This window comes from Deinococcus aquaticus (assembly GCF_028622095.1).
GTDB classification, from domain to species: Bacteria; Deinococcota; Deinococci; order Deinococcales; family Deinococcaceae; genus Deinococcus; species Deinococcus aquaticus.
This window is the reverse complement of record NZ_CP115167.1, coordinates 22,500-39,000: the sequence shown is the minus strand read 5'-3', so window position 1 is coordinate 39,000 and position 16,501 is coordinate 22,500. Positions and strand designations below refer to the sequence as shown.

General features: G+C 68.4%; 23 protein-coding genes. 3 read left to right on the top strand and 20 right to left on the bottom strand.

The window, feature by feature from the left end; translation table 11 throughout:
- The first annotated feature begins 4 nt into the window (after positions 1–4).
- On the top strand, positions 5–502 hold the full coding sequence (locus tag M8445_RS17035; protein ID WP_273991420.1) for a hypothetical protein: 498 nt from the start codon (positions 5–7) through the stop codon (positions 500–502).
- Here M8445_RS17035 and M8445_RS17030 read toward each other — a convergent pair.
- From M8445_RS17030 to M8445_RS16950, 17 genes are all read right to left on the bottom strand, one after another.
- A complete protein-coding gene (locus M8445_RS17030; RefSeq protein ID WP_273991419.1) occupies positions 493–840 on the bottom strand; it encodes a hypothetical protein in 348 nt (115 codons plus the stop codon). The two genes, M8445_RS17035 and M8445_RS17030, sit on opposite strands and share 10 nt — an antisense overlap.
- A complete protein-coding gene (locus M8445_RS17025; RefSeq protein ID WP_273991418.1) occupies positions 831–1,310 on the bottom strand; it encodes a hypothetical protein in 480 nt (159 codons plus the stop codon). Before M8445_RS17025 ends, M8445_RS17030 begins: the two co-directional genes overlap by 10 nt.
- A gap of 8 nt (positions 1,311–1,318) precedes the next feature.
- Positions 1,319–1,699, bottom strand: coding sequence for a hypothetical protein (locus M8445_RS17020; RefSeq protein WP_273991417.1), 381 nt, complete (start codon positions 1,697–1,699; stop codon positions 1,319–1,321).
- A complete protein-coding gene (locus tag M8445_RS17015) occupies positions 1,660–2,031 on the bottom strand; it encodes a hypothetical protein (RefSeq protein WP_273991416.1) in 372 nt (123 codons plus the stop codon). Before M8445_RS17015 ends, M8445_RS17020 begins: the two co-directional genes overlap by 40 nt.
- A gap of 61 nt (positions 2,032–2,092) precedes the next feature.
- Complete coding sequence (locus M8445_RS17010) at positions 2,093–2,923, bottom strand: hypothetical protein (protein WP_273991415.1); 831 nt, start codon at positions 2,921–2,923, stop codon at positions 2,093–2,095.
- Positions 2,924–2,926: 3 nt separating this feature from the next.
- Positions 2,927–3,358, bottom strand: a complete 432-nt coding sequence (locus tag M8445_RS17005; protein WP_273991414.1) for a hypothetical protein — start codon at positions 3,356–3,358, stop codon at positions 2,927–2,929.
- Positions 3,359–3,363: 5 nt separating this feature from the next.
- Entirely contained in the window at positions 3,364–3,753 is a 390-nt protein-coding gene (locus tag M8445_RS17000; RefSeq protein ID WP_273991413.1) for a hypothetical protein, read from the bottom strand.
- Positions 3,750–4,160 (bottom strand): hypothetical protein, encoded by a 411-nt coding sequence (locus tag M8445_RS16995; protein ID WP_273991412.1) that lies wholly within the window; start codon positions 4,158–4,160, stop codon positions 3,750–3,752. The genes M8445_RS17000 and M8445_RS16995 overlap by 4 nt, the downstream gene beginning before the upstream one ends.
- A gap of 5 nt (positions 4,161–4,165) precedes the next feature.
- Positions 4,166–4,825 (bottom strand): hypothetical protein, encoded by a 660-nt coding sequence (locus M8445_RS16990; protein ID WP_273991411.1) that lies wholly within the window; start codon positions 4,823–4,825, stop codon positions 4,166–4,168.
- Positions 4,826–4,894: 69 nt separating this feature from the next.
- A complete protein-coding gene (locus tag M8445_RS16985; RefSeq protein ID WP_273991410.1) occupies positions 4,895–6,127 on the bottom strand; it encodes a phage major capsid protein in 1,233 nt (410 codons plus the stop codon).
- Between the two features lie 81 nt (positions 6,128–6,208).
- On the bottom strand, positions 6,209–6,610 hold the full coding sequence (locus tag M8445_RS16980) for a hypothetical protein (protein WP_273991409.1): 402 nt from the start codon (positions 6,608–6,610) through the stop codon (positions 6,209–6,211).
- Between the two features lie 52 nt (positions 6,611–6,662).
- Positions 6,663–8,123, bottom strand: a complete 1,461-nt coding sequence (locus M8445_RS16975; protein ID WP_273991408.1) for a hypothetical protein — start codon at positions 8,121–8,123, stop codon at positions 6,663–6,665.
- Between the two features lie 13 nt (positions 8,124–8,136).
- Positions 8,137–8,478: a hypothetical protein gene (locus M8445_RS16970; RefSeq protein WP_273991407.1), complete on the bottom strand. Its 342-nt coding sequence runs from the start codon at positions 8,476–8,478 to the stop codon at positions 8,137–8,139.
- Positions 8,479–8,912: 434 nt separating this feature from the next.
- Positions 8,913–10,340, bottom strand: a complete 1,428-nt coding sequence (locus M8445_RS16965; protein WP_273991406.1) for a hypothetical protein — start codon at positions 10,338–10,340, stop codon at positions 8,913–8,915.
- 13 nt (positions 10,341–10,353) lie between these two features.
- Positions 10,354–12,060, bottom strand: coding sequence for a terminase large subunit (locus tag M8445_RS16960; protein ID WP_273991405.1), 1,707 nt, complete (start codon positions 12,058–12,060; stop codon positions 10,354–10,356).
- Positions 12,057–13,139 (bottom strand): terminase small subunit, encoded by a 1,083-nt coding sequence (locus tag M8445_RS16955; protein WP_273991404.1) that lies wholly within the window; start codon positions 13,137–13,139, stop codon positions 12,057–12,059. Before M8445_RS16955 ends, M8445_RS16960 begins: the two co-directional genes overlap by 4 nt.
- 20 nt (positions 13,140–13,159) lie before the next feature.
- The gene (locus M8445_RS16950) at positions 13,160–13,696 is read right to left on the bottom strand and encodes a hypothetical protein (protein ID WP_273991403.1); all 537 of its coding nucleotides are present in this window, start codon (positions 13,694–13,696) and stop codon (positions 13,160–13,162) included.
- Positions 13,697–13,757: 61 nt separating this feature from the next.
- On the opposite strand from M8445_RS16950, the gene M8445_RS16945 reads away from it, so the two are divergent.
- Positions 13,758–14,069 (top strand): hypothetical protein, encoded by a 312-nt coding sequence (locus tag M8445_RS16945; protein WP_273991402.1) that lies wholly within the window; start codon positions 13,758–13,760, stop codon positions 14,067–14,069.
- Between the two features lie 145 nt (positions 14,070–14,214).
- A complete protein-coding gene (locus tag M8445_RS16940) occupies positions 14,215–14,550 on the top strand; it encodes a hypothetical protein (RefSeq protein WP_273991401.1) in 336 nt (111 codons plus the stop codon).
- On the opposite strand, the gene M8445_RS16935 is transcribed toward M8445_RS16940, so the two are convergent.
- From M8445_RS16935 to M8445_RS16925, 3 genes are read right to left on the bottom strand one after another with little or no spacing between them, the layout of a single operon-like run.
- Positions 14,534–14,713 (bottom strand): DUF4132 domain-containing protein, encoded by a 180-nt coding sequence (locus M8445_RS16935; RefSeq protein ID WP_273991400.1) that lies wholly within the window; start codon positions 14,711–14,713, stop codon positions 14,534–14,536. The genes M8445_RS16940 and M8445_RS16935 overlap by 17 nt on opposite strands.
- The gene (locus M8445_RS16930) at positions 14,710–15,801 is read right to left on the bottom strand and encodes a DNA cytosine methyltransferase (protein WP_273991399.1); all 1,092 of its coding nucleotides are present in this window, start codon (positions 15,799–15,801) and stop codon (positions 14,710–14,712) included. Before M8445_RS16930 ends, M8445_RS16935 begins: the two co-directional genes overlap by 4 nt.
- Positions 15,798–16,499 carry a ParB N-terminal domain-containing protein gene (locus tag M8445_RS16925; protein ID WP_273991398.1) on the bottom strand — a complete coding sequence of 234 codons (702 nt, stop codon included), beginning with the start codon at positions 16,497–16,499 and terminating at the stop codon, positions 15,798–15,800. The genes M8445_RS16930 and M8445_RS16925 overlap by 4 nt, the downstream gene beginning before the upstream one ends.
- Positions 16,500–16,501: the final 2 nt, after the last annotated feature.

Genomic DNA, 16,501 nt, shown 5'->3' with positions numbered 1-16,501 from the left:
AACTATGAAACCGGAACCGTCACCACGCAGCACTGCCGACGAACTCACCGAGCGGTGGGCGCGTCAGAAGCCCCGCACGAAGACGCAGGACGCCCTGGCGAGTGCCGGATGCGGCCTGCTGCTCGCTGCGCTGCTCGGCTCGTTCGGCTACCTCGGGTTCGTGGTGTGGGGCGAGGCGCGTAGTGGCCAGTCGGCCCGGGCGGCTCGTCAGGCGGCCGCGCAGCAGCAACAGGCGCAGCAGGCGGCGGGTGTCCTGAGTGCCCAGCCCGCGCGGGATATGGAAATCGCCTGCGAACAGGCCGTGAAGGACCGACTGAAGGCCCCGGCGACGGCGGCGTTCACGAAGGACGCGGACGCTGCCTGGACCGGCAGTGCGTGGCGGTACACCGGCACGGTGGATGCTCAGAACAGCCTGGGCGTCCCACTCCGGAGCCGGTTTGCGTGCGAGGTGAGCGGCCCGGATCTCGCGCAGGCGCGGCTGCTGGTGGACCTTCAACCCTGAGCAGCTTCCAGCGCGCCCAGCATCGCCTCCCGGCCCTCGGTCATCAGGTCGAGGGCGGTGGTCGTGAGTTCCCGCAGGCCGTTCACGGCATAGATGGCCTCCAGCACATCCTGTCGGTCGATCAGGCGAATGCGGTCCTCGTCGGCAGGTTCGATCAGGCTCATGCGGATCGCGCGGGCCAGAGCGGGCCGCGCGCCCGGTTGGGCGCTGAGCGGGGCGTTCAGTTCGTCCAGCAATGCGAGGTACGCCTCGCCGTGCTCGGCCAGCATGCCGAGCGTCCAGGCACGCACCTCGACGCTCGTGCCGTCCGCCAGTCGGACGGCGCGACTCAGCTCCACAAGGCCACCATCAGGGCAATCAGGCGCTCTCGCGTGAGCGTCCGGGCGAACATCAACGCCGGGCCGATGTACGGGCCGGGCAGCAGGTACGCCTGCCCGGTGCGACCGAAGCGCAGCAGTCCGCCGCGCGGCAGCACATCCAGGTACGCCTGTCGTTGGGCCTCGTTCAGCTCATACGGGCCAGTCCCGAACTCGATTTCACTGGCGTAGGGGGCGCGGTCCCCGACGACAAGGCCGAGAGTGCCGGCGTTCGCTGCGCCGCTGGCGAACACTTCAGTGCGTAGGTGCCCGGTGCGGTCATACTCGCCCGCCACCGTGCCGTACACGTTCAGCTCCAAACCCCTGAGCGCGTGAGTCTTTGCGGTGCGGGCGGCCTGCTGCGCGAGGGGGTTAAGCGCGGCAGACAGGAGTGCTGCACGCCTGAGCATCACGCGGCTGCCCGTCCTGTCGATTCTCGATTTCATGTTCATGGGGGACCTCAACTCAGCATGGCTTTCAACGCCGCTGCGTTCTCAGCTTTCAGGCGTGCAGCTCGCTCGTCGGGAAGCTCCGTGGGGGGCAGGCCCAGGCCTGCGCGGTCCAGAGCGTTCTGGTGGCGCTGGTATGGCGTGTCGACAATCTTGTACGGGAGTTTGGAGGCGGGCATCTGGCCTTTGACTGACTGGCCGTAGTTGATCTCCTTGGACATCGTGTCGTCGCGGAGGTTTTCGCTGCGCTCGCGGAAGCGGCGGCGAGTCCGGGCCTCAATCAACTGCTGGAGTGCCGGCAGAGGCGTGGCCTGAATTTCCGCGTACGTCAGGTGCTCCAGCGCCTGGTCGATCAGGGTGAGGTGCGGGGCTTCAGCAGCGCCGCCCGCCATTGATCCGCTCGCAGGCGCTGGAGCAGTGCTTTTTTTGCGTAATCACCCAGGCCGTTCACGGCCCAGATCGCCTGCAGGACGGCGGGAAGGTCGGGGGCCATGACCAGATCCGCGTCGTCGGGGCGGGTCAGGCTCAGCCGCAGCACGCGTACCAGGACAGGCATCGCTCGCTGGGGCAACAGCGGGGCCGACTGACCCCTCAGCGTGGCCGTGAGGGTGTCCTGCACGGCTTGGAAGTCAATGGCGAGGGCGGCCATTTCATCAAGCCGCCAGGGAGTGATGGTGACCGTAGCGCCGGACGTGAGCGTGCAGGGTTGGGTGTACATGGTCATCTCGTGTTGTTAGGGGGAACCAGCCCGCCCCAAGCGGGGCGAGCTGCGCGCTGGGCTGGGTTTACAGAGGATCGACGTGCTGGATAAGTGCGGTGGCCAGCAGGTTCCACGCTTCCGCGAGGCGGGTGTTGGGCACGTCGTACACCACGCCATCCGGTTTGGCGGTGGCGAAGTCGCCGAGCAGGGCCGGGGGGACGAAACCGGTGTTGCTGGTCGTGGTCATTTCGAACTCGTACCCGTTGAAGTCCTGGATGTCAGGCTCGCCGGTGCCCTGCACGTCCGCGTTGGGGTAGACGCGGATGATGCTGCGGCCGCTGTCGCTTTCTTCGGTGCTCAGGACGATCATCACGCCGCCCCGGTTGATGCTGGCGTCGCCGCTGAACGCGCGGATCTCGTTATCGGCGGTCGTGCCGATGTCGGTGAAGGTTGCGGTGTTGCTGGTCACGGTCGCGCCGGTCGCGGTGGGCCAGATGGGCGCGGCTGCGGCGCTGGTACCTGCCGTGGTGACTTTGTACAGGCGGCCACTAGCCAGGACGACATCGTTCAGTGCGTAGGCCTTGGCCGATGCGAAGGCGAGGCCGGTCAGCGCTGCGATCTTGGGCTTAGAACCCAGGTACCACTCACGGACGGCCGGGTTGCCTACGGAGCTGGTCTGGAAGGTTCCGGTGAGGTTGTCCTCGTCGATAACCTTCTTGTAGGTCTTGGTGCGGCCTTTGCGGTTGCCTTTCAGTTCGCGTACCTGGGGGTCGCGGGTGAATTCCAGGCTTTCGATCAGGCCGAAGTCCGTGAGCTTCTGGCCGTCGCCCTTGCGGATGCCGAACACCTGACGTCCGGTGGTGGTGATGTTCGAGCTGTCGAGAACATCCGGGTTGCGCAGCAGTGCTTCGTTCATGGGTTACCTCGGGTGCGCGCTGACGACGGTGAATTGCAAGGTCACCATGACGCTGCCCGGGGCGCGCGTGACGCGGGCAGGCATGGTGACCTTGGTGCGGTGGCTGGTGCGGGGTGTGCCCCCCAGGGTGCGGCGGACCTGCGCGGCCACAGCCTGGGCGTGTGTTTCTGTGATGGCGATGCAGGTCACGGTGAGCAGGTGCTGATCTGCCCAGCCGCTTTGGGTGCTCAGCGGTTGCAGGTCGTGCAGCTGCACGTATCCATCCGGGGCTTTCTGCCGCAGGTAGACGTGCAGGCCCCGCTCCCCGTTCGGGACGAGGTTGCCGGTGGCGTCCTCCTGTTCCCACTCGGCGGGTACCAGGAACTCCTCAGGCGGCAGCACGGGCACCGTGACGGGCAGGGCGGCCTGCAGGCGGCGGGTGAGATCGTCGAGCATTCCCGTCACCGCCTCAGCAGGCACAGGCCGATGGCCTGCCCGGTGAAGTCGCTCGGCTGGGACCAGCTGCGAACCTCCAGGCGGCCGCCGTCCCAGGGGGTAGTGAGGACCGCGCCTTCGGGCGGGCGGGCGTCGTCCGGGTGGACGGTCAGGACCCGCACGTCCCGGAACGCGGCCCCCGCCGCCGTGGCGAACGCCTCAGCAGCAGCTACCTGATCGCGGCTGCCTTTCACCGGGTCCCGGACGCTGAACCGGCACGGGTACTCGCGCGTCCGGCCGTTCTGTGACCGTGTGAACGTGCCCTTGTGGCGGAACATCAGGCCGGCGTTGGCCTGGATCTCCTGACCCGCCTCGGCACGCAGGGCGGCCAGTTCCGGATCGTCGATGAAAGTCACCCATTCCCCCCGATGCCGTAGCCGGTGAACTCTGCGGCGGGGCTGGCACTCCTGGGTCCGCTGCTACTGGGGCTGGTGGGGTCCGCCTCGGCGACGGCGGCGGTCAGCCAGCCCTGGAACACCTCGACGCGCCCGAGGATGTCCCGTTCCGTCGTGATGTCGCCCTCCGCGCGGAACTTGTCGGCGCGGCGCATCAGGGCGGTGATGGTGTTGGTCAGCGCGGTGACCCGCACCCGCGCCTGCTGCTGCCGGGCCGTGCCGCCCTGCTCAGCGGCCAGTTGCTCCCAGAGTGCGACGCGCCGCGTGAACGCCGCCTCGTCGAGGCCCAGGTCGGCGCTGGTCAGGCCGTACAGCCCCTCGAGGCGGTCGACGGTCGTCAGGGTCGGGGGGTTTTCCGAGGCGGTCACGCCGCTCAGCCCTGGAAGTGCGTGGTGACGGCCTGCGCGATTTTCTTCGCCTGCTCGTCGCTGATGTCGGGTAGCGCGGTGAGCTGCTCGGCGGTGAGGCCCTGCAGGCTCTCGTACGTGGTCAGGCCGAAGGATGCGAGCACCCCGCGGCGGCTGAAGTTGCCGGGCAGTTCCGTGCCGGGCGTGGTGGGGTACAGCGCGGCGTACCCGGCAGCGATGGCCGTGGCGCTGGCCAGCTCGCGGTCCTTCTCGGCCAGGGCGCGGTCCTTGTCCGCCTGCGCGCCCTGACCGGTGGCCAGCTCAGTCTTGAGCGAGGCGGTCGCCTTCACGACCTCGTCGATGCTGCTGACCGGGCCGAGCAGGGCGTGAAGGGGCGTGAAGTCCACGCTGCCCTGCCGCAGCTCGTCGTTCTCCTGGCGCAGGCGGGCGAGTTCCTGAGCCTGGGCGCGGGCGTGCTCCTGCGCGTCGTACGCGTCAGGGTTCTTCCGGCGGTCGGACTCTGCCTTCGTGACGATGAAGGCCTGCTCTCCCCCGCCGGCGTACCGCTCCACGTCAGCTACGCTGATGTCGAGGTCGTCAGGCGGGAAGAGGCTGTTCTCGTGGTACCAGCTGCCGCCATGCCAGAGAGGCTTGACGACAATGTGCGTTTTCTTCGGTGCGGGCATGGGTGACTCCTGGATGGGGGGGGCGGTGCGGGCCGGTCCTGAGACCGGCCCGCACGACTGAGCGGGGGTTTAGTTGCGCTTGCCGCGCACCAGCACGACGCCTTCCTTGCGGCGGACCTCGGCCGCGGCGACGTCGCTGACCTTCGTGCTGACGATGTGCTCGCCGAAGCTGCCCATGTTGTCGAGGTTGACGATGTCCGGGATCTTCGTCAGCAGGCGCGGGCCGGTCTCGAACGGGGCGAGGGTGGCGAATTCGACGGGCTGCAGGCTGCGGTCCCCGACGATCCAGTCCTTGTTGCTCATGCCGCGCGCGATGTCGTCCGCTTCGATGGGCGCTTCGGTCAGGATGCTTTCGCTGTGCAGTTCGCCCTTCATGTACACGGGGTTGTCGTTCGGCACCTGGGTGACCGTGCCGTTCGCGCCGCCGATGATCTGGGTGCTGGCGGCGGTCAGGGTGCGGCGGGCCACGGCGCGGTACGTGCCGGGCACGAAGATGTCGGTCATGTTCGCGCTGTACGCGCGGCCGTCGATCATCTGCTCGCCGAGGAACGCGTCAGCGGCTTCCACGTTGCTGATGTTCGGCCCGAGGTTCGCGTCGGGCAGGTCAAGGAACGTCGCGCCGCGGCGGATCGCGTCGGCAATCAGCCACGCGCGGGTGCGAGCGCCGTTCTCGCCGAGTTCGAACAGCGCGTCGTCGTACTCGTCGAGCTTGTTGTTCAGCACGGCCTCCCAGGTGAGGTCGAAGCCGTCCTCAAGGTTCAGCAGGCTGTACGTGCTGCCGCGCCCCACCCAGCTGTTCCGGGTGTGCGTGGTGCCCTCGGCGCGGACGTTCAGGAAGCGGTGCGCGAGGTTCACGCCGCCGCCGGCCGTGATGGGGCTGAGGTCGGTGCGGGTGCGGCGGCGGACCAGCAGGTACAGGTCCGTGGCGAAGCGGGGCAGGGGGTCGTTCTTCTCCAGCTCGCGGGTGGTGCCGATCGCGTAGGTCAGGTCGCTGCTGGTGATGGTTTCCAGGGCGCGGACCTGGGCCTGCAGGCCGGGGAAGTCGGTGGTGTACTCGGCGGTGCGTTCGAGGGCCGCGTCGTACCCTTTAGGGTCGTTGCGGCGGATCTCGGCGCCTTTGTGCAGCTGCTCTTTGAAGCGCGGCCCGAAGTAGCCTTCGTAGAAGCGCTTGGTGCCGCGCATGGCCAGGAAGAGCGCGGTGAGACGGTCGGGGTTTTCCTGGCGGATGATGCGGCTGGTGCTGTTCTTGGCGGCCTCGCGCAGGCTGAAGCGGAGGCTGACGGCGTGGGTGCTGTGGGACATGTGGGCCCTCCTGGGGCGTGAGAGGCGGGGTACGGAAACGCGCCGCCCGGGTGGGGGCGGCGCGTCAGGTCAGCGGGAGGTTCAGGCGGGCGGCGCGGTGTTGGCGGGAATGCCGACGCCCCAGCCGCCGCGCGGCTGCGCGACGGGCAGGGCGTACCCGAGGAAGTCACTCGTCTTGGTGAGGGTCAGGTCACCGTCCGGTTCGCGGTAGATGGCCTGCCCGCCCTGCGTACCGGGGGGCAGGGTGCCCAGGTCGAGCACCAGGGTGATGCCAGGCAGGACGCAGCTGGCCTCGCCGTTCTTCAGGCCCTGGGGGGCCTTGCCGATGGAGCGCAGGAGGGCGGTGGCGACGTCGGTCTGCGGGATGACGCGCAGGCCACTCGGGCCGTACGTGGTGGGGCTGCCGTTTTTTGCGGTGGCGGGCAGGGGCAGCTTGATTTTCAGGCCTTCGCCCGTTTCCGCTTTGTAGATCACGTTCTGCATGGGTGGCTCCGTGGTGGTGAGTGAGGGCGGTGGGTGGGGGCGTCGGGGTTGGTCAGCTGCGCATGGACTGGATCAGGGCGTTGCTGAGCAGGGGCGCGGCCGGGCTTTCCTTCTGGCGGTCGCCGGGGTTGTCGCGGTCGTTGATGGGGAGGCTGGGGCCGGTGCCGGGGCGCTGAGCGCTCTCGGTGGTGCGTGCGCCGAACATGTGCTGGCGCAGGCTGACTTCCTTGGTGACCAGGCCCTGCGCCGCCTCGTTGCTGGCCGCGCTGACGGCCGCTTCTACGAGCTGGTCGCGCCACTGTTTGGCGAGGTCGATGGTGGTCGCGCCTTCCTGGTAGGGGGCGAGGGTGGGGAGGTTGGCGGCGGCAATGGCGTCGTCGACCATGCGGGTGCGGCTCTCGCGGACGCCGTTGGCCCGCTCGGCCTGGAGTTCGGTGCGGGCACTGTCACGCTCGGTGGTGAGGGTGGTCACCTGGGCCTGCAGGCCGGGCACCTTGGCCGCCTCGGTGGCAGTGGCTTCGGTTTCGGTGGCGATTTCCTCCAGCACCTTCTGGTAATCGGCAGGGTGGTCCGCCTTGACCTGTTCGAGGGTCTTGCCCAGGCGGGTGGTGAGGGCGGTGATTTTGGGGTGGTTCTTCACGGGGGTCTCCTGTGCCGGCGCGGGGGCCGGACTTGGGGCGGGGGCAGGCTGCGGCGCGGGCTGCGGCTTACTGGGGGGCGGGGCGAACCCGCCGCTCTCGGCCGTGACCTGCCCGACGGCGTTGGCGGGCAGCGCGACGAAGTCGATGGTCAGGAAGGTCAGGTCGTCGCCGGTCACGGCGACTTCCATGTCCGGGTCGAGCAGGCCGGTCGGGTCGGTGACGCTGAGGTCCCCGAACCGTTTCCAGGTCACGCTGCTGTACCCGTTGGTGCTGATGCCGACGAACACGCCGTCCGCGTTGAGCTGCTGGATGAGCTGCCCACCCTCCGTGCGGGTGTACAGGCCCTCCCCGACCACGACGGCGTGCCGGGCGACGGTGCCGCTGCCGGGGGGCCACTCGATGTCCATCTCCTCGATGCTGAGCTTCGTCCAGCGGGCGCCGATGGAGTCCAGGCGGCCTTTCCAGCCGTCCTCCCAGCCGGGGTGTTCGACGAGGCCGGTGAGCTTCCCGACTTTCATGTCCGCCTGGGCGCGGGCGATGGCGCCCTCGTAGGCGCTGCGGGGGTAGAAGCGCCAGTTGAGGTTGATGATGTCGCACACGGCGATGTTCGCCTTGAACGGCACCTGCTCGCTGCCGTCCACGGCTTCGAGCGCCTGGATCTTGCCGAGGTGCACGGCGCGTTCGTGCAGGCTCACGCCGGTGTTGGTCTGCCCGTCTTGCACGCCCCGTTCGCGGAGCAGCTCGGGCGTGACGCGGGGCGGAGCGGTGGGGGCGCTCTCCTGCAGGAGGGTCATGCCGGGCGGCACGGGCGGAATGGACGCCGCCGTACCCAGGGCGAGTGCGGCGGTCAGACAGGGACTGCGGATCTTCATGCGGGGGGACCTCCTATTCGGTGAGGTGATGCTGCCCGGGCAAGCCGGGGCCACGCGTGCCAGCACCATGCCAGCTGACGTCGAGGATGTGGGGCCGGTTCGGGTGGGCCAGAACCGTGTACCCGGCGCCTTTGAGTTCTCGACTGATGCTGTCCATCTGATCAGGGCTGAAGCGCCTGCGGGAGAAGTCGAGTTGAGTTGATGTCCGCCCTCGTGGCGAACTGGCCTGTTCCCGGATCTTGTCGTAGGCGTAATCCAGGCCACGCTGGACGGCGTGGCGGTCCCGAGTGGCCTGATCCTGGTAGGACTGAGCGGTGAGCTGGGCGGCCTGGGCGGCGTTGATCGGTTCGGTCATGGTCACCTCGTGGGGGCAGGGGCTGCGGGCTCGGGGCGGCTGGGGGCGCGTCACTGCGCGCCTGGCCAGTGGTGGGGGTGCGGCACGTCAGTACCTCCGGGTGGCAGGGCTGCGTTCCGGTCGGCGGTCCCGCGGGTGCACCGGCGCCGGCGTGGCGTGGCCGGCCGGGCGGGTGGGGGCGGTGCGTGGCCGGATCGGGTCAGGCGGAGTGTGGAAGAGGCTGGCCAGCAGGTCCGCTGCGTTCCGCAGAACGTCAACCATGCCCAGCACGCTCCGTTCCAGCCGGGTGATCTGGACACGGGCCAGCTGGTCGCCCTCCACGGATACGCTGTGGCCGCAGCCTGGGCAGCGGCCATCCAGGCCGCATGGTTCAGGCAGGAACGTCAGGGGCGTACCACACCCCCATGGGCATGGTCGGGTGGTCAAGGTCATGCTCACTCCTGGGGGGCGGGGCGAGGCAGGGGGTTGTCCTGCAGGGCGGTCGCGCCGCGGTCTTTCTCGCGGGCGGCGTCGAAGCCGATGTCGCTGGTGAGGGTCTGCGCGCTGGCGTACCCGTTCGCTGCGGCGAACTCTGCGCGCCGGATGATCGTTTCCAGGCTTTCCTCGCGGATCTCGGGGAACTCGATGGGGAATTCGATCAGGTCGATCGGCACGCGGCGGCGGCTGCCTTTCGCGACCTGCCACTTCCGGTCCCGGCCGCCCCGGCGGACCGCTTCGGCGCGGAGCATGCGGGTGATGGTGTGCCGGAACGCTGCCTGCCGTTTGTTCGCGAGTCGGATGCTGGGCAGGCCCATGCTTTCGGCGGTGGTGCGGGTGGCGCCGCCGCCCTCGCCGAAGTAGTGCTCGGGCATGCCGCCGATGGCGAGGCCGACCATGCGCATGATGAGTTTCATGTCCTGCGCGGCGTCCGCGGCGCCCTGGGCGGGGCGCATGAAGTCGAGGCTTTCGTTCACGCCGTCGTACTTCACGCCGTCCCGGTCGGTGTAGCCGGGTTGGTGCACGAGTTGGATGACGCCGCCCTGTTCGGGCAGCACGCGGAAGCCCATGCCCTTCATCCGCCAGCCGTGCACGCCGCCATCGGGCACGCCGTCCGCGTCCTTGCCGTTCGGGTCGAGGAACGCCTTGTACACCGCGAGGATGCGCTGCTGCAGCTGGTGGACGTTCAGCCGCATGTTCATCATGTTCACGTAGGCGATGGCGAAGTCCGCCGCGCCCAGCGAGATGGGGTACCCGCGCGGGTCGTTCCAGAAGGCGTTGTGGGCGTTCCAGACGAACTCACCGCGTTCCCAGGTGAGGGGGTTGCCTTGCGTGAGCTCCAGCTGGAGCCGCTCGGCCATGTCGCTGGGCGTCGCGCCGCGGCTGGTGTTGGCGTCCAGCCTGAACCCGGCGTGATCCACGTCGAGCATGCCGATGATGGCGGGGGCGTCCGCGCCGGGAGCGTCCGCGCCGGTCGGGAACACGATGGCCTGCTCACCGTCGAGCATCCACTCGTTGATCATGCGGCTGCTGATGACGTGCTCGAGCCCGTTGGCCATCCAGAAGTCCTCCATGATCTGCTGGAGGCCCTTGTCGGCCAGGGTGCCGTACCGGATGGCGTCCCCGACGAGGAACGCGGCGGCGAGATCCACGGCAACCTGGAACAGTCCGTTGATGGCGTACACGGTGCGGCAGGTCTGCCGGGCGAACGCGCGGGTGAAGCCGTACCGGCCGAACAGGTTGCCGTCCGCGCTGCTGTAGTCCCGCCAGCCGGGGTTCAGGTCGAGGTGGTCCAGGGCGAGGGGTTGCCCGCCGCGGATCTGTACCGCGCGTGTTTCCTGCGAGTGCCGGAGCGGCTGCCCGTCCGGGCCGTAGAGCGTTGTCACGGTTGATCACCTCCTAGTCGAAGCTGCCGGGGCCCAGCTGGGCGGCGGCGGGGCGGGGTTTGGGTGTGGGTGGGCCGGGGGGTGGGGGCGCGTACGCGTAGATGAGCGCTTCGGCGTGGTTGGGGCTCTTGCCGCCCTCCCCTTTCTTGTTGACGGTCAGCTTGTCGCTGGTGCCGACGCGGCTGTACGTCGCCTGGGACAGCTGCGCGACCAGGGCGTTCAGGGCGTCCCCTGCCGGCAGGTCCGCGAGGCTGATGCACTCGTCGTCCGGGTGGTCGAGGCCCTGTTCGGCACGTTCCCAGGTTTTCTGGAAGCGCAGGCGCAGGCGCCACCAGCATTCCGTGGCGAAGTTGGCGAACCGCAGGTCCGCGGGCGTCTGGGAGTCCTCGTACACGGTCTTGCTGGGCGTGCCGCCGTTGAACACGCCGCGCACCTCGTACGTCCGGTCGGTGCGGCGGTCGACGGTCGCGGCAATGGACGCGCCGACGCCGTTGCGGTCGTACTGGAAGAGTGTCACGCGGTCGCGCGTGGCGAGTTCGTGCGCGTCCTGTGGCGCTTCGGCGGAGAGAAGCTCCTGGATGCGCGTGACGACCGGGCCGCTGCGGCTGGAGTAGACCGTGGCGTCCGGGCCGGTATCGCCCACGTCGAGACCGGCCGTGGCGGGGGCGGTGGCCTGCAGGCGGAGTTTGAGGGCGGCCTGCACCCACGCGCCGAGGATGATCTGGTTCTTCGTCTCGGCGTCGTAGCTGATGTCCACTTCCTGCTCGAACAGCGCCTGATCGACGCTCTTGGACTTCTCGAACAGGTACCAGGGGGAGACCTGCTCCAGGCCCTTGCCGGTCAGGGCGGGTACGGCCAGGCTGTAGTTCTTGTCCGGGTTGTTCCGCCAGTGGAACGTGAACTTGTCCCACGGGTCACCGGGGATGAGGTTGTGGGCGATGCGGGCGAACAGGTTCGCGCGGCCGTGCGGGGTGCTGCCATACACGATCACGTCGGTGTTCTGGGAGAGAGCGGCGTGCACGGTATCCGCGCGGGGCACCTTGGCGTGCTCGTCCACGAAGTACATGCTGGAGCGCCCCCCGCGGCCGATGTTGTCCCCGCCTTCGCCCTTGATGTTCGCGTTGTTGGTGGGGTTGATCAGCAGCGCCTCTTTGCTGTGCAGCTTCTCGCTGAACCCCTGCGGTTTCAGGAACGCCGGGAGCTTCCGGATGATGAAACGGGCCTTCTCGAACAGCGTGTCAAGGTCGCCGCTCTTATCGACGAGGTCGAGTTTGCGGCTGCCCAGGCCGCCGCTGAAGCCCGCCTCGTGCAGCCACGCCCAGACGTAGTACCCGATCACGATCCACGTCATGCCCTCATCGCGGCTTTTCTCCACGAGGCCGTTGCGGCGGTTGCGGCGCAACTCCTGCAGGTACCGGATGAAGTCCACCTGCCGGGGCCGGAGCGTCAGGGGCAGCACGGCGGGCAGGCCGCGCCCCGGGTTACGCGGTTCGTACAGCCACACCCAGTCGTTCAGGAACGTCACCGGGTCCACCCGCGCCGCCGCGGCCGCCACGACCCGCGCCTCGGCGTCCTGCACGCACCGCTGCAGGAGCTTCAGGCGCCTGCGGCCCTCGTTCTCGAAGCGGCGTTTCAGCTGGCCGCTGTACGCCATGACGGCTTCCTTGATCATCAGCGTGCGCTGGGCCTGCACGCCCGGGGCGTCACTCCCAGCGGTCATTTCTGATCAAGGGTGGCCAGCAGCTTCGAGTACTCGTCCGCGATCTGCTCACCCGTGGCCTTCTCAGGATTGAACGTCGTCTCAGACTGGATCGGCCCGCCGTTCGGCCCGGTGTGAACGTGATGCTCCCGGAACATGCCGAGCGCCTGCCCGGCCATCTGGATCACGTCCTTGCGGCTGATCAGTTCGATGCTGCGCCCGTGCTGGTTGACCTTGACGTTCGAGATGAACTTCGACTTGCCTTCCTGGCGCACCTTGTCCAGATCGATGTACGGCACGGCCTTCAGTACCTGGCGCTGCTCCATCACGGTCGCGTGGTCGTTCTTCCGGACCTGCACCGCCAGGAGTGTCTCGCGCTTCCGGAGCCTCGCCACTTCGCCTTCCAGGACAGCCCGCTCAATCTCGAACGGGTCAGGCTCGGGCTCAGGGTCACGCCCCCGCCCCCGCCTCGGCTTGTCCGGTACTGGCGGCAGGTCCCTCAGCATCTCCTCCGCCACTTCCAGCTCCAGGCGAACGTCAGCCAGGACGGTGCTGGCCAGCACCTCCACCACGTCCGCCACGACCTCATTCACGGACGACATGACGTCGTCAGGATCGAAGTCGATCATCTCCCGAATCGCGGCCAGGACAACCTGCGGCGAGAAACCACGCGCAATCCAGCCCGCCTCGATCGCCTCAATGACGTGAACACGGGTTAACAGGCGGGAGCCCTGCTCCTTCGCGGTTCTGGGGCTGTACTCGGCGTCTTTTGCTGCCTGGGTGTTGCTTTTCCCGTCGAGCTTGGCGAGAACGAACTGCTGTTCCTGACGGCTGCACAGGTTCAGCTTGTCCATGAACGCCTTTCCGGCGGGCGTGATCTGCGGTTCAGGTGGTGCAGGGGGCGGGGGCGGGGCGGGTGTCGCCCTGACCTTGCCTGTCTTGGCCCTAGCCCCTGCCTTGGCGGCCGGTTTCGCCGCGGGTGTGCCCTTGGGCTTCCGGGCAGCGGGTTTCTTCGGGGTGGACTGCTTCGGGGCGGGTTCCTTGGGTGCGGCGCGGCCCCGCCTGGCGGGGGTGGTGTCGGTGGGTTTGCGGCGGGGCACGGTTCACCTCCTGGGGTGGGTTAGAGGTCCTGGGTGATGAGCTGGTCGTAGGCGGCCATGACGTCCTCGTAGGGGGCGTCGGCCGGGAGGGTTGCCGGGGTGGGTGGGTGGAGGGGTTCGCCGTCTTTCCCGGTGACTTCCACGCGTTGTTTGCCCCACCGTTCCGGGTGGCTGCGCTCCAGGTACCACGCGTCGGCTTTCCAGTCGCCTTTCTGGCCGCTGACGCGGATACGGGCCACGCTTTCGATCTCGGCGCTCGCGCGGGCTTCGAGGACAGCCGCGCGGAACTCGCGGTAGATGGTGTTGGCGTCGCCGGTTTTCTCGCCGCGTTTCATCCACTCGTAGTACGTGTCGGGGTTGATGCCGACGTAGTCGCAGCAGGTTTCGATCCAGTTCCCGGCGCGGATGGCGCGCAGGAACTTCGCCTGGACTTCTGCGGTGAGTTTGGTTTTCCGGCCGGGGGGGGCCACGGTGATCACCTCGCTGGTGGTGGGGTGCGGCCCGCGCTCCGGGGTGGGAGGCGGGCCGCTGGGGAGTGGGGATGGACGACCGGGCACTACGGCGTGTCGGCCAAGGTTCGTGTCTCGCTTCTGACCAGGGAGCTCCTATCCTGTTAGGATGCTCACCCCTCAAGATCCCGCTTGGATTGCTGCGCTGAACACCTGTCGCGCCATGAAGGTCAACGGTGGCACGGTCGATGATCTCCTCTTCTTTCTGAGACGAGCGGGATTCTGGAAAGTCGAAAGCATCAGGGCGCTGAGAGAACTCGAACACATGACGCTGCCCCAGGCGAAGGTGGCCGTTCACCTCAGCCCCGTCTGGTCCGATCGATATGAAGCAGACGAAGCCTTCCACGATCAGCTGGAGAACGAACTCAACGGACTCGTGGAAGCGGTAGAAACCAAGGCAAGAGACGGTCGGTTGAAGTGAGGATGAAGTCGCCAATTGACCTGGCGATGCCCTTGGCCCACAGGCCCTATAAAGCCTCCATGGAATTGAAGGATGTCGTGGCGGGGGTCGTGAGCTTGGGCGTACTGGCGTTCGGCGGCGTGTGGGCAACCTAGCGTCTGACCTGGTGAAGAAGGGGTGGGCGACGCTCCAGTTCCGTCAGCGGACGGCTGCACAGCGGCAGGGCAGTGACATCGAGGCGAAGGCGCTGGAGCTGGCGGTCGACAACCAGGGGCTCCTGGTGTGGATCGGGGGGACGCTGATGGCGATGCTCACGGTGGCTATGCTGGTCCTGGCGGAGCTGTTCCTGGTGCTGGCCATGCTGAATCCCAGCGGCGCGACCTGGGGGTGCTGGCTGGGGGCGGTGCTGGCTATCGGGGCCGCGTGGCTCGGCTACCGGTTCTGCGCGGTGCTGGATAAGGTGCAGGACGCACTGAACACCGCACCTAGCGCGCAGGTCTGATCTGAGCGAAGGCGCGGGCGGGCGTCCAGCCGTCGTTGGCGAGCGTGACCAGCTGGCGGACCTGCATGGGGTTCAGGCTGGGGTGCTGCTGGAGGTGCGCCTGGATCTCCTCGCATGTCCAGGGGGTGCGCTGCACGAGTTCGCGCTGGATGTTGTCGTTCATCGGGCTCCGGGGGTGAGGATGGTCTGTCGGATGTGCTGGGCGATGGCGCGGGTCATCAGCGGCGGGACGCTGTTGCCGATACCGTTCCAAGCGTTCACGAAGTCGTCGATCGGGTCGCCGGTGGTGGCGAACCTGTACGGGTCGGGGAATGACCCGAGCCGTTTGAGTTCGGGGATGGTCATGAGGCGCGGCCAGCGCCAGTGGTACAGCCCGTTGTTCGCGCGGCCGTCGCGCTGCACGCCGACCGTCTTGAGGATGGTGGGGGCGGGTTTGTCCGGGTGGATCTTGGTGTGGCTGAACATGTGGCCGCGCGGGTGCAGGTCCTTGAAGCTGCGACCCTGCCCGGTGCGGGCCCAGACCGGGAGCCACTTGTCGTGCAGCTTCATGCCGTCCTGCTCGTCGGGCAGTCCGTGGAGGGCCTGCCGGACGGTGATCAGGCCGGTCTGCGGGGCGGGCAGGGTGGGCTGGATGCCGAGGTCCTCGCGGACGCCGATGACGATCAGGCGGGTGCGGGACTGCGGGACGCCGAGGTGCCTGGCGTTGATCAGGCCGCTGACCGTGCGGTACCCGGGTCCTGCGCCGCGCAGCGCGTCGAGGGCTTCCTGGTAGATCCGGATCATCTGCCCGGCCACCATGCCGCGTACGTTCTCCATGAGGAACACCCTGGGGTGCAGGCCATCAATCAGACGAACGAACTCCCGGAACAGCTGGTTGCGGGGATCGTCGAGCTGGCGCTGGCCCGAGAGAGAGAAGCCTTGACAGGGGGGACTGCCTTCTAGGAGGTCGAGTTCGCCCGGCTGCAGGCCGGTGCGGCGCAGGACTTCGGCGACGCTGAGGTGCGCGATGTCGCCGTGGTACACGTCCAGGGCGGGGTAGTTCAGGCGCAGGGTGTCGGCGGCGTGCCCGTCCCATTCGACGGCGAGGAGTTCGTGGTACCCGGCCATGTGGTACCCGGTGCTGCTGCCGCCCCGTCCGGCGAAGGTGCTGATGACGGTCGGGGCGTCCGGGGCGCGGGGGGCGGTGGCGTCCGCCCAGGCCTGCTGGAGCTGGGCGGGGTAGCTGGGTTGGCGGATGAACCAGGGCGTCACGCCTGGATGGTCTCGCCGCAGTGCGGGCAGGTCAGGGTCCGCAGCGCCGGGGCGGGGAGGCTGCCGGGCGGCAGGGTGGGCGCGTGCCCGGCGGTCTGGACATAGGTGGCCTGCGGGGCGCTGCTCGCTGGGGTGGAGGCGGGAGGGACGCTGGGCGGCGCGGCGGGGGCCGGGGCGGCGAGGCGGGCCGGGTCCGGGTCGGGCACGGCGTGGAAGCTGGCGGGCAGTTCGCCGCCGATCTTCTCCTGCAGCATCTCCAGATCCGTGGGCGTGAAGCCCGTCCCGTACAGGGTGGGGTCGAGCACGCTGAGTTCTTCGAGCACGTCGAGCAGCAGCGCGTCGTCCCACCCGCCGAGTTCCTTGGTGCGGGTGTCGCTCAGGGCGTACCCGTCCACCTCGCCGGGGTTGAGCTGGATGTGGATGGTGACGACCTGCCACTGACTGCCGACGACCGTGACGCGGCGCGGGGCCTTGCGGCCTTCGGCCTGGTCGATCAGCATCGCGGCGAGGACGCCGTGACCGGCGGCGATGCGGCCGCTGGTGTCGTCGATCAGGATCGGGGAGCCGTACCCGTATTTTCCGAGACTGGCCGCGATGGCCTCCAGATCGTGCCGTCTGGGGTTGCGGTCCCACGCGAGGGTGGCGAGGTGCTGGATGTCGTGCTGTTCGAGGCGGTGGCTCTGGATGATAGAGGTCATAA

Bases quoted from the DNA above. Each gene is read 5' to 3' on its own strand.
- M8445_RS17025 (WP_273991418.1), bottom strand. From the start codon at position 1,310: ATGAACATGAAATCGAGAATCGACAGGACGGGCAGCCGCGTGATGCTC.
- M8445_RS16945 (WP_273991402.1), top strand. From the start codon at position 13,758: ATGCTCACCCCTCAAGATCCCGCTTGGATTGCTGCGCTGAACACCTGT.
- M8445_RS16925 (WP_273991398.1), bottom strand. From the start codon at position 16,499: ATGACCTCTATCATCCAGAGCCACCGCCTCGAACAGCACGACATCCAG.
- M8445_RS16980 (WP_273991409.1), bottom strand. From the start codon at position 6,610: ATGCAGAACGTGATCTACAAAGCGGAAACGGGCGAAGGCCTGAAAATC.
- M8445_RS17010 (WP_273991415.1), bottom strand. From the start codon at position 2,923: ATGAACGAAGCACTGCTGCGCAACCCGGATGTTCTCGACAGCTCGAAC.
- M8445_RS17015 (WP_273991416.1), bottom strand. From the start codon at position 2,031: ATGACCATGTACACCCAACCCTGCACGCTCACGTCCGGCGCTACGGTC.
- M8445_RS17005 (WP_273991414.1), bottom strand. From the start codon at position 3,358: ATGCTCGACGATCTCACCCGCCGCCTGCAGGCCGCCCTGCCCGTCACG.
- M8445_RS17035 (WP_273991420.1), top strand. From the start codon at position 5: ATGAAACCGGAACCGTCACCACGCAGCACTGCCGACGAACTCACCGAG.
- M8445_RS16975 (WP_273991408.1), bottom strand. From the start codon at position 8,123: ATGAAGATCCGCAGTCCCTGTCTGACCGCCGCACTCGCCCTGGGTACG.
- M8445_RS17020 (WP_273991417.1), bottom strand. From the start codon at position 1,699: ATGGCGGGCGGCGCTGCTGAAGCCCCGCACCTCACCCTGATCGACCAG.
- M8445_RS16970 (WP_273991407.1), bottom strand. From the start codon at position 8,478: ATGACCGAACCGATCAACGCCGCCCAGGCCGCCCAGCTCACCGCTCAG.
- M8445_RS16935 (WP_273991400.1), bottom strand. From the start codon at position 14,713: ATGAACGACAACATCCAGCGCGAACTCGTGCAGCGCACCCCCTGGACA.
- M8445_RS16960 (WP_273991405.1), bottom strand. From the start codon at position 12,060: ATGACCGCTGGGAGTGACGCCCCGGGCGTGCAGGCCCAGCGCACGCTG.
- M8445_RS16985 (WP_273991410.1), bottom strand. From the start codon at position 6,127: ATGTCCCACAGCACCCACGCCGTCAGCCTCCGCTTCAGCCTGCGCGAG.
- M8445_RS16990 (WP_273991411.1), bottom strand. From the start codon at position 4,825: ATGCCCGCACCGAAGAAAACGCACATTGTCGTCAAGCCTCTCTGGCAT.